This window comes from Bacillus sp. JJ722 (genome assembly GCF_036963345.1).
Lineage (GTDB): Bacteria > Bacillota > Bacilli > Bacillales > DSM-1321 > Bacillus_AD.
The window spans coordinates 1-10,498 of record NZ_JBALMO010000202.1 but is presented as its reverse complement, the minus strand read 5'-3'; the positions used below and the strand labels follow the sequence as shown (position 1 = coordinate 10,498).

The following is a 10,498-nucleotide window of genomic DNA, read 5'->3' as shown; positions in this document are numbered from 1 at the left end:
AGACAATCGAATCGCTTGTTAGCTCTTCGTGTATCCTTTATCTCAGTCGATGGGCTCCAGCCCATACGGAGCAAAACGGGGCTCTTCCGCTTTTCTTATAAAAAACCATTAAATTGACATTATTATAAGTTGATTGTATGTGTAAAAATTGAGCAGAATAGTTAAATGTTGGTATAATGTTACGTGAGAGATAAAGAAAGGATGTACTTATATGGACTTTTTTTATAATGGTGTGTTGGGCTTGTTCTTGTATTTTCCAGAGGATAAAACGGAATATATTCCAGCTGGGATCACGTCGGCAATATTCTTAGTGGCTGCTGTAATTACTTGGCGTTTAATTATGAGGCATTCTAAAAAGGAAGAAATAAAATTAAAAAAGTTAGAAGAACAAATTATGCAAAAGAATCAGAAGAAATAATTCCTCATTGATTTTGAATATGTCATGTCGCTTCCGGGCAAACTAGAAGCAAAATGTCTGATGGAGGCACATGATGAGGAAATGGTTGTTAATAAGTATCCTCTTGTTGGTTGGAGGATGTGCGGATAAGAATCCAATGAAAATGAAAGTAGACATGTATGATGCTGATGGGAATAAGCTAGGGAAAATTGCTTTAGAGGAACAAGCTAAAGGGTTAGAATTAGATTTAGATTTGAAAGGATTACCGCCAGGAGAACATGCTATTCATATTCATGAAAAAGGATCGTGTAAACCACCGGATTTTAAGTCTGCAGGAAATCATTTTAATCCTACTAGTAAGAAGCATGGATTATTGAATTCAGAAGGACCGCATGTTGGTGACTTACCTAATATTAAAGTAGATGATGAAGGTAATGTTAAGGTAAAGTTAAAGTCAGAAGCAACATTGAAAGAAGGGCGAAATACGTTATTGACAACAGAAGGTACATCTATTGTTATACATAAAAGAATAGATAATGGTATGACTCAGCCAGCGGGTGATTCAGGAGAACGAATTGCTTGTGGAGTGATCAAAAAAGAAAAGTAATAATGCAATTTCTAAATAAATCAAAGAAGTAGATGTAATTTAAAAACAGCTACCCAAATATCATTTTGGGTAGCTGTTTTTAAAAGATGTTAAGATAAGGCTTGTTTTATACGTTTTAAACCTTCTTGTAGAGTGTCATTTGTGCAACCGATATTTAGTCTGATGAATCCTTCTCCGCCAGGACCGTACATCATACCTGGTGAAATGGCGATTTTTCCTTTTTCAATCAATTTTGATTTCAATTCTGAATCGCTGAAGCCTAATGCTCTGCAATCAAGCCATACTAAGTAAGAAGCTTCAGGTACCATAACTTTCACTTCTGGTAATTCTTTCTTTATAAACATTTGCACAGTTTCAACATGTTGCTGTATATATTGGATAAGTTCCTCTAACCATACTTTTCCGTGGTTATAGGAAGCTTGAATGACTTCGATAGCAAATAAATTTAACCCATGAAATCCGATTTTATGTTGAGTTGTTTGAATTTTATTCAGTAACTTTTGATTCTCAGTAATGATAATTGATGCTTGGATACCAGCCACGTTAAACGTTTTACTTGGAGCCATGAATGTAACAGTCATTTGAGCTAATTCAGGGCTTAATGAAGCGATTGGATAATGTGTATATCCTGGTAAACATAGATCAGCATGGATTTCATCTGATAAAATAACGACATTATACTTCAAGCATAGCTCGCCAATTTTTATTAAATCTTCTTTGCTCCACACTTTACCACCTGGGTTATGAGGATTGCAGAATAAGAAGAGTTTTACCCCTTGCTTTAATTGTTCTTCGAAATCTTCAAAATTAATTTGCATTGTTTCGTCAATGTAACGCAATGGACTTTGAAGTAATTCACGGTCATTGTTTTTGATTGTATCGAAGAATGGAGTATAAACAGGTGTATGAATAAGTACCTTATCACCAGGGTCTGATAAAGCAAGAATCGCCGCTGTGAAACCTGCAACAACGCCAGCACTAAATGTGATTGCTTCTTTTTGAATGCCCCAGTTATATTGAGTTTTCATCCAATTGATTACACTATCATATACAGAATCTGTTGTGCTCGTATAACCGTAAACTGGATGTTGCGCTCTTTTTACCAGTGCTTTAGTTACTTCATCAGGTGACACAAAGTCCATATCTGCTACCCACATTGGCAATAAGTCCTTTGCTCCATAACGTTCTTCTACAAAGTCCCATTTAAGAGATGAGGTATTTTTTCGATTAATTGTTTGATCAAAATTATAACTGCTCACATTTGTCACCTTCTAATACATTGATTTTTTAAAATTTCTCTTCTTACACTGTACCTTACTTTAAAGGAATTGTGTTAAAAAAATAACTTTTCTAACTATTTTGACCCTTTAATAGAGCAAAAACCTTTTTCTCTGTTAAAAAAGCCTTTATCATATATTTTAAAACTTGTTATAATAGAAAATGTTTAATCATTTACTTAGGAGGATGTAATATGCATCTTAATACAATAGAGATTCAAGTCTTACAATTAATCGAAAAAAACGGCCGAATCGATATTAATGATTTAGCAAAAATGGCTAATCTAACTGTCGAAGAGTTAGAAGGAACGTTAAAGAAGCTAGAAGAATTGAAAGTTATTGTTCGTTACATGACAGTTATTGACTGGGCTAAGGTTGATGAACATCAAGGTGTTACAGCTATGATTGACGTTAAAGTTACGCCTAAGCGTGATGTAGGCTTTGATGAAATAGCAAAAAGAATCTATGGATTTAAAGAAGTCCAATCTGTTTATTTAATGTCGGGCGTTTATGACTTATCGGTTACAATCCAAGGAAAATCTATGAATGAAGTGGCAAATTTTGTTTCTCAAAAATTATCTACACTTGATTCAGTTATTTCAACAACGACACATTTTATTTTAAAGAAATATAAACATGATGGCATTATATTTGATCCAGCTGATGAAGATAAAAGAATTGTGGTGTCCCCATGATTAAGACAAGTTATTTGTCAAAAACTGTAAGTGAAATGAAGCCATCTGGTATTCGTAAGTTTTTTGATCTTGCAGCTACGATGGAAGGAGTTGTTTCATTAGGTGTAGGTGAACCCGACTTTGTAACGTCATGGTCTGCGCGTGAGGCTGCCATTTCATCTTTAGAACAAGGATACACTTCGTACACGGCAAATGCTGGTTTACTTGAATTGCGTCAAGAAATTTCAAAATATATGAGCAACTCATTTGGACTTTCATATGATCCTAAGACGGAAATCATTGTTACAGTAGGAGCGAGTCAGGCTCTTGATATAGCTATGAGGGCGATTGTTGATCCAGGAGATGAAATACTCGTTGTTGAACCTTGCTTCGTGGCATATGCCCCACTAGTATCTCTTGCAGGTGGTGTACCTGTAACTGTGTCTACAAAAGCAGAAAATGGGTTTAGATTAATGCCAGAAGAGTTAGAGGCAGCTATTACACATCGAACAAAAGCTGTGTTAATTTGTTCACCTAATAATCCAACAGGCTCACAATTATTGGAGGAAGATCTTAAGGCTTTATCTGAAGTTGTGAAGAAGCATGATTTAGTTGTATTAGCAGATGAGATCTATGCTGAGCTAGTTTATGATGATTCATTTATAAGTCTTGGAGCACTTGAAGGTATGCGAGAAAGAACGATTATAATTAATGGATTTTCAAAAAGCTTCGCAATGACTGGATGGAGACTAGGATTTGTGTGTGCTCCAGTTGAACTATCTGAAGCGATGGTAAAAATTCATCAATATGCGATTATGTGCGCTTCATCTATGGCGCAATATGCTGCTGTAGATGCTTTGAAGAACGGTATGCAAGATATTATTGATATGCGTAATAGTTATCGAGCAAGAAGAAACTACATCGTTAATTCATTTAATGAGTTAGGTTTAGATTGTCACGTACCTGGTGGTGCATTTTATGCATTCCCCTCAATTAAAAGCACAGGCTTAACCTCTGAAGAGTTTGCAGAGCAATTGTTATTGGAAGAGAAAGTAGCTGTTGTACCTGGAAATGTATTCGGAGAAAGTGGTGAAGGATTTGTCAGAGCTTCATATGCATCATCGCTTGAACAGTTACAAGAAGCAGTAAAACGAATTGGAAGATTCTTAGAGAAACGTAAATAAGAATAATCGAACTCTTCTATTCGACAAGAATAGAAGAGTTCGTTATTCTAAGGATTAGTCTGGTGTAAGGTGTCAAGACTACTGTCTTAACAAAAATGAAAAAAACGGATAAAACACAGAGTGTTTTATCCGTTCAAAAAGGGGGGAATACTTGAAAACAAAGCTCGAATGAAATGTTTGGGGGAGCATTTCAAAATGGCTGTTTGTTTTCGTAACTAATCTTTAGGGATTAGTAGAAAGCCTTCAGAAATAAGTATTTCCCCTTTATTAAAAATTTATACAAAATATTGAAATTCACGGTAAAGGAGTCGCGCACATGGAAACGACGAATGTTTCTAAGCGAAAGTTACTTGGCGTTGCAGGTTTAGGCTGGATGTTTGATGCAATGGATGTTGGGATACTTTCGTTTGTCTTAGCTGCGTTAGCAGCAGATTGGAATTTATCAACGAGTCAAGTTGGGTTAATCGGAAGTATAAATTCAATTGGTATGATGGTTGGGGCTTTTATATTTGGTCTTATGTCAGATCGTATAGGAAGAAAAAATGTATTTATTATAACGTTATTACTATTTTCTATTGGAAGTGGAATATCAGCATTTACAACATCTTTAGCAGTTTTTTTAGTTCTTCGATTCTTAATTGGAATGGGACTAGGTGGGGAGTTACCTGTAGCATCCACACTTGTTTCTGAATCAGTTTCTGCTAAGGAAAGAGGGAGAGTAGTCGTTCTATTAGAAAGCTTCTGGGCTGCTGGTTGGATCGTTGCCGCTCTTATTTCGTTTTTTGTGATTCCTGAGTATGGTTGGAGAGCAGCATTATTAATTTGTGCAATTCCTGCTTTCTACGCATTATATTTACGCTTAAAACTACCGGATTCTCCCCAATTTTCGAAAAAAATAGTGAAGAAAAGTATCTCTCAACAAATTGTTGAAGTCTGGGCAGCACCGTATAGAAAACAAACTGTTATGCTTTGGATTTTATGGTTTTGCGTTGTTTTTTCTTATTATGGCATGTTCTTGTGGCTACCGAGTATTATGACTGCAAAAGGATTTAGCTTAATTCATAGTTTTCAATATGTGTTAATTATGACATTGGCTCAATTACCAGGATATTTTACAGTAGCATGGCTGATTGAAAGAGTTGGTAGAAAGTTTGTTTTAGTGGTGTATTTAATTGGGACAGCAATCAGTGCATATTTCTTCGGAAGTGCTGAGTCATTAAGTTTATTAATTATTTCTGGCGCAATGCTTTCATTCTTTAATTTAGGAGCATGGGGAGCATTGTATGCTTATACACCAGAACAATATCCAACTGTCATGCGTGGAGCTGGTTCTGGGATGGCGGCAAGTATGGGCCGATTTGGCGGTATCTTCGGGCCGATTCTTGTAGGAACACTAATGACAAAAGGTGTATCTATTTCTTTCATTTTCTTGATTTTTTGTATTGCTATAGTAATTGGAGCATTAGCGGTATTATTTCTTGGAAAAGAAACAAAACAAACAGAATTGGCTTAATAAGCAGAGGCCGGTTTTTTAAGACAGATGTTTTATGGAAGATAATTTGTAATAAGAATTTAATTGGTGAAGATAATAATTGGTAGGAAGAAAGAAAACCCCCACCAATTATTGTTTTCACTATTTTAAATCATCATTATGAATGTATACGCTCTTTTAGTAATTCTGAAGCGGCTACATCTAGTGCAGTTGATATTTTCAATATGGTTTGGTTATTTGGTATATTAATTCCATTTTCATAATTTTCTAACGTTTTGGTTCCACAACGGATTCTTAATGCTAAATCTTGAAGACTCATGTTGCGATTTTCACGATATCTTTTAATGTTACTTCCAATTTGTAACATGGAATGTCTCCTCCTTAACATGTTAATTTCAAATCTATTATATCAATTAAATTATTGGAATATTTAAATTAATAATGAACATTTCGTGTTGAAGAGTATTATTTGTCGAAATAGGAAAACATCTAATAGTAAGAGTATTCTAAGAAAAAAGCTTCTTTGATAAAGATGATTCAATGTGCTATAATATGTAATTGTGAAAAAATAACTTAAATTTTTAATTATATAGGAGTGTTATTATGTCTACAAAATACGAAGTAGGATCAGTTTTAACTGGTACGGTAAAAGGAATTCAACCATACGGTGCATTCGTTGCTCTTGATGAAAATACACAAGGTTTAGTTCATATTTCAGAAGTGACTCACGGTTATGTTAAAGATGTAAATGATCATCTTAAAATTGGCGATGAAGTAAATGTGAAAGTACTTTCAGTTGATGAAAAATCAGGTAAAATTAGCCTTTCAATCCGTGCTACAGAAGAAGCTCCTGCTGCTACTGAGCGTCCAAAACAACAAGCTCCAAAGAAACGCCAAGCTGCTGTTGTTTCAACTGCTGCACCTGAAGAAGGATTTAACACTCTTAAAGATAAATTACAAGAGTGGATTAAAGCTTCTGACCGTCAAGATTTAATCAAAAAATAATGTTTGAGGATTCACCGTTTCCTTTTTGGGAAATGGTGATTTTTTTTAGGCATATTGCTTTCTTTTTTTGTATCATATGTTATCTTTAAAGTATAAGATATAAACTCTCGGTGATTGATTGACCGAGAAAAATGTAAACGCTTTATTAAGATTAGTTATGAATATTTAAACTAATTAAAATTTTCATAGCTTTATTGATAATTTACGTTATAATAGTTGCATAGCAAGTATTCACCATAACATAGTTATTCGATTTGCCCCACCATTATTTATAACAACTGAAGATTTGGATTGGGCAATTTGATAAAATAAAAAGTTATTAAAGTGACAAAGGAGAAGAGTTAAACAATGGGAGCAACTGGGGTAAACAGTCAAAAGGTTGATAAGGAACAAGAATCTTTGAATCTATTATCATCAACGCAAGTCGTAATTCATGAGGCACTTAATAAGTTAGGTTTCTCGGATGAAATGTATGAGCTGTTAAAAGAGCCTTTACGTATGTTAACAGTTCGTATGCCGGTTAAGATGGATGATGGTAGTGTAAAAATATTTACAGGATATCGTGCTCAACATAATGATGCTGTTGGTCCAACTAAAGGTGGAATTCGTTTCCATCCAGAAGTAAATGAACATGAAGTTAAAGCTCTTGCGATGTGGATGAGTTTAAAATGTGGTATCGTAGACCTTCCTTATGGTGGTGGTAAAGGTGGTATTATTTGTGACCCACGTACAATGTCAATGGGAGAATTAGAGAGATTAAGTCGTGCTTACGTTCGTGCTATTAGCCAAATTGTAGGACCGACGAAAGATATTCCAGCTCCAGACGTTTACACAAACTCACAAATCATGGCTTGGATGGTGGATGAGTACAGTATGCTACGTGAGTATGATTCACCTGGATTCATTACTGGTAAACCGGTAGTATTAGGTGGTTCACAAGGTCGTGAGAAAGCAACTGCTCAAGGTGTTACGATTTGTATTAGGGAAGCAGCAAAGAAAAAAGGTTTCAATGTAGAAGGAGCAAGCGTTATCGTCCAAGGTTTTGGTAATGCAGGAAGCTTCTTAGCTAAGTTTATGCATGATGCAGGAGCTAAAGTTATTGGTATTTCTGATGCTTACGGTGCATTATACGATCCAAAAGGTTTAGATATCGATTATTTATTAGATCGTCGCGATAGTTTTGGTACAGTTACTACATTATTTGATAATACAATCTCAAACAAAGAATTATTAGAAAAAGAATGTGATATTCTTGTTCCAGCTGCAATTACAAACCAAATTACGATTGACAATGCACATAATATTAAAGCATCAATTGTAGTTGAGGCAGCTAATGGTCCAACAACGTTGGAAGCTACAAAGATTCTAACAGAAAGAGGAATTCTACTAGTTCCTGACGTGTTAGCTAGCTCAGGTGGCGTAACGGTTTCTTACTTTGAGTGGGTACAAAATAATCAAGGTTACTATTGGTCAGAAGAAGAAGTTAACGAGAAATTAGAAAAAGTTCTTGTTCAAGCTTTTGAAAATGTATATCAAATTTCTCAAACAAGAAATGTTAATATGCGTTTAGCTGCTTATATGGCTGGTGCTCGTAAAATGGCAGAAGCGGTTAAGTTCCGCGGTTGGGTATAATAATTATCTTTTTAATATAAGTAAAAGAAAAAGCATCCTTAAACGACAAGTTAAGGATGCTTTTTGTTATTCGATTTAACGAACAGTTCTAGATTCAGGAGAACGTACAGTTTCTTCATTTGGTTTAAATAATAATCCAAGATTTATAAGGCCTGCAATTCCCACTAATCCATATATAATTCGTGATATGAAGCTTCCTTGTCCACCAAAAATGGATGCAACAAGATCGAATTGAAAGAATCCGATAAGTCCCCAATTAATAGCACCAATAATAGTTAATATAAGAGCTATTCTTTGAATTGTGCTCATGTTACTTCCTCCTTGTGCAATATTCTTACCTGTATAAAAGGATTTAACAAAAGGCATGTATGAATCCTTGCCCTAGAAATGTAAATTTTTCATCGGGTATTAATAGAATGGTTTAAAACAATAAAATTATACGTATTCTACTTATTTTTTCTTAGGTAGAATATGAGTTATTGGTTAAACTATAAGTGAATATATTATGAAATTAGAGTCTCTTGGTAACATTTTTAGTAAATGAAATCTTGATTAAATACTCACCTTTAGATAAAGTGTTAGATGAATATTAAAAATGGAGGAACACTCATGACACACATACGTTTTGATTACTCTACAGCATTGTCATTTTTTGGAGAACATGAAATTACATACTTACAAGATGCAGTGAAAGCAGCGCACAATAAGCTCCACGATGGAACAGGTGCAGGTAATGACTTCTTAGGATGGATTGATCTTCCTACTTCATATGATAAAGATGAATTTAAACGCATTCAAAAAGCTGCCGCGAAAATTCAAAATGATTCTGATATTTTACTTGTAGTTGGAATTGGTGGTTCATACTTAGGGGCTCGTGCAGCTATTGAAATGCTTCAACATAGTTTCTATAATGCAATTTCAAAAGAACAACGTAAAACTCCTCAAATTGTATTTGTTGGTAATAACATTAGCAGTACATATATGAAAGATTTAATGGATCTTCTTCAAGATAAAGATTTTTCTATTAATGTTATTTCTAAATCAGGTACAACAACTGAACCTGCTATCGCTTTCCGTATTTTCCGAAAATTATTGATAGAGAAATACGGCATAGAAGAAGCTCGCTCTCGTATCTTTGCTACAACAGATAAAGCTCGTGGGGCATTAAAATCTGTTGCAGATGAAGAAGGATACGAATCATTTGTTATTGCGGATGATATTGGTGGCCGCTATTCAGTTTTAACTGCAGTTGGCTTACTACCGATTGCAGTAAGTGGTGCAAACATTGAGGATATGATGAATGGGGCACAAGCGGCTCAACAAGAATATAGTAATCCTGAATTAGCAGAAAATGCGGCATACCAATATGCGGCAGTTCGAAACGTTTTATACAACAAAGGTAAAACAATTGAAATGCTTATTAACTATGAGCCAGGTTTACAATATTTCAATGAGTGGTGGAAGCAGCTGTTTGGTGAAAGTGAAGGGAAAGATCAAAAAGGTATATTCCCATCATCTGCAAACTTCTCAACAGATTTACACTCTTTAGGACAATATGTTCAAGAAGGTCGTCGTGACTTGTTCGAAACAGTTGTTAAAGTGAAAGAGGCTCGCCATGAATTGACAATTGAAGCGGAAGAAAATGATGGCGATGGTTTAAACTATCTTGCTGGTAAAACTGTTGATTTCGTAAACACAAAAGCATTTGAAGGGACATTACTTGCGCACACAGACGGTGGCGTTCCAAATCTAGTTGTTGAAATTCCGGCAATGGATGCTTATACATTTGGATATCTTGTATACTTCTTCGAAAAAGCATGTGCAATCAGTGGGTACCTATTAGGTGTAAATCCATTCGATCAACCAGGTGTAGAAGCTTATAAGGTAAATATGTTCGCTCTTCTTGGAAAACCAGGTTTTGAAGAGAAGAAAGCTGAGCTTGAAAAACGTCTAAAATAAGTAATAAATGATAGACCGCGTAGATATTCTGCGTGGTCTTTTTGCTAGTATAACTTCTTCTTTTTACAAGTACTTAGATTTAGGACAAGACCTATTTTGTAAAAGATTAGGTTTTTGTACAGGCGTAACAGTCTTACATGCATTATATATTAAGTATATTAAATCTAAGTAAAGGAGAAGATGGTATGCCTTTTAAAAATTGTCAATGTAATTTTAATCCTTGTCGTTGCCATAAAAAGAAAGGTAAAAAACGTCATAAGAAAGAAGTTTG

11 protein-coding genes are annotated in these 10,498 nt (G+C 34.8%); 8 read left to right on the top strand and 3 right to left on the bottom strand.

What is annotated here, in order from left to right; translation table 11 throughout:
* Positions 1 to 211 precede the first annotated feature (211 nt).
* Positions 212 to 418 carry a hypothetical protein gene (locus V7014_RS20790; protein WP_335509914.1) on the top strand — a complete coding sequence of 69 codons (207 nt, stop codon included), beginning with the start codon at positions 212 to 214 and terminating at the stop codon, positions 416 to 418.
* A gap of 73 nt (positions 419 to 491) precedes the next feature.
* Positions 492 to 1,004, top strand: a complete 513-nt coding sequence (locus V7014_RS20785) for a superoxide dismutase family protein (RefSeq protein WP_335509911.1) — start codon at positions 492 to 494, stop codon at positions 1,002 to 1,004.
* Positions 1,005 to 1,093: 89 nt separating this feature from the next.
* Here the strand turns inward: V7014_RS20785 and V7014_RS20780 are convergent, their stop codons facing one another.
* On the bottom strand, positions 1,094 to 2,263 hold the full coding sequence (locus tag V7014_RS20780) for a MalY/PatB family protein (protein WP_335509909.1): 1,170 nt from the start codon (positions 2,261 to 2,263) through the stop codon (positions 1,094 to 1,096).
* A gap of 212 nt (positions 2,264 to 2,475) precedes the next feature.
* On the opposite strand from V7014_RS20780, the gene V7014_RS20775 reads away from it, so the two are divergent.
* From V7014_RS20775 to V7014_RS20765, 3 genes are all read left to right on the top strand, one after another.
* Positions 2,476 to 2,976 carry an Lrp/AsnC family transcriptional regulator gene (locus V7014_RS20775; RefSeq protein WP_335509907.1) on the top strand — a complete coding sequence of 167 codons (501 nt, stop codon included), beginning with the start codon at positions 2,476 to 2,478 and terminating at the stop codon, positions 2,974 to 2,976.
* Complete coding sequence (locus V7014_RS20770; protein ID WP_335509906.1) at positions 2,973 to 4,139, top strand: aminotransferase; 1,167 nt, start codon at positions 2,973 to 2,975, stop codon at positions 4,137 to 4,139. The genes V7014_RS20775 and V7014_RS20770 overlap by 4 nt, the downstream gene beginning before the upstream one ends.
* Before the next feature lie 316 nt (positions 4,140 to 4,455).
* Positions 4,456 to 5,652: an MFS transporter gene (locus V7014_RS20765; protein WP_335509904.1), complete on the top strand. Its 1,197-nt coding sequence runs from the start codon at positions 4,456 to 4,458 to the stop codon at positions 5,650 to 5,652.
* Between the two features lie 136 nt (positions 5,653 to 5,788).
* Here V7014_RS20765 and V7014_RS20760 read toward each other — a convergent pair whose 3' ends face one another.
* Complete coding sequence (locus tag V7014_RS20760; protein ID WP_335509902.1) at positions 5,789 to 5,998, bottom strand: helix-turn-helix domain-containing protein; 210 nt, start codon at positions 5,996 to 5,998, stop codon at positions 5,789 to 5,791.
* Between the two features lie 236 nt (positions 5,999 to 6,234).
* Here V7014_RS20760 and yugI point away from each other — a divergent pair, with 236 nt between their 5' ends.
* Together yugI and V7014_RS20750 are read left to right on the top strand one after the other, a co-directional pair.
* On the top strand, positions 6,235 to 6,636 hold the full coding sequence (yugI, locus tag V7014_RS20755) for a S1 domain-containing post-transcriptional regulator GSP13 (protein WP_335509900.1): 402 nt from the start codon (positions 6,235 to 6,237) through the stop codon (positions 6,634 to 6,636).
* A gap of 348 nt (positions 6,637 to 6,984) precedes the next feature.
* Positions 6,985 to 8,268 (top strand): Glu/Leu/Phe/Val family dehydrogenase, encoded by a 1,284-nt coding sequence (locus V7014_RS20750; RefSeq protein WP_335509898.1) that lies wholly within the window; start codon positions 6,985 to 6,987, stop codon positions 8,266 to 8,268.
* 75 nt (positions 8,269 to 8,343) lie between these two features.
* On the opposite strand, the gene V7014_RS20745 is transcribed toward V7014_RS20750, so the two are convergent.
* A complete protein-coding gene (locus V7014_RS20745; protein ID WP_335509896.1) occupies positions 8,344 to 8,577 on the bottom strand; it encodes a DUF378 domain-containing protein in 234 nt (77 codons plus the stop codon).
* A gap of 300 nt (positions 8,578 to 8,877) precedes the next feature.
* Here V7014_RS20745 and V7014_RS20740 point away from each other — a divergent pair, with 300 nt between their 5' ends.
* Positions 8,878 to 10,227: a glucose-6-phosphate isomerase gene (locus V7014_RS20740; RefSeq protein ID WP_335509894.1), complete on the top strand. Its 1,350-nt coding sequence runs from the start codon at positions 8,878 to 8,880 to the stop codon at positions 10,225 to 10,227.
* Positions 10,228 to 10,498 lie beyond the last annotated feature (271 nt).

Bases quoted from the DNA above. Each gene is read 5' to 3' on its own strand.
- V7014_RS20790 (WP_335509914.1), top strand. From the start codon at position 212: ATGGACTTTTTTTATAATGGTGTGTTGGGCTTGTTCTTGTATTTTCCA.
- V7014_RS20785 (WP_335509911.1), top strand. From the start codon at position 492: ATGAGGAAATGGTTGTTAATAAGTATCCTCTTGTTGGTTGGAGGATGT.
- V7014_RS20775 (WP_335509907.1), top strand. From the start codon at position 2,476: ATGCATCTTAATACAATAGAGATTCAAGTCTTACAATTAATCGAAAAA.
- V7014_RS20770 (WP_335509906.1), top strand. From the start codon at position 2,973: ATGATTAAGACAAGTTATTTGTCAAAAACTGTAAGTGAAATGAAGCCA.
- V7014_RS20765 (WP_335509904.1), top strand. From the start codon at position 4,456: ATGGAAACGACGAATGTTTCTAAGCGAAAGTTACTTGGCGTTGCAGGT.
- V7014_RS20760 (WP_335509902.1), bottom strand. From the start codon at position 5,998: ATGTTACAAATTGGAAGTAACATTAAAAGATATCGTGAAAATCGCAAC.
- yugI (WP_335509900.1), top strand. From the start codon at position 6,235: ATGTCTACAAAATACGAAGTAGGATCAGTTTTAACTGGTACGGTAAAA.
- V7014_RS20750 (WP_335509898.1), top strand. From the start codon at position 6,985: ATGGGAGCAACTGGGGTAAACAGTCAAAAGGTTGATAAGGAACAAGAA.
- V7014_RS20745 (WP_335509896.1), bottom strand. From the start codon at position 8,577: ATGAGCACAATTCAAAGAATAGCTCTTATATTAACTATTATTGGTGCT.
- V7014_RS20740 (WP_335509894.1), top strand. From the start codon at position 8,878: ATGACACACATACGTTTTGATTACTCTACAGCATTGTCATTTTTTGGA.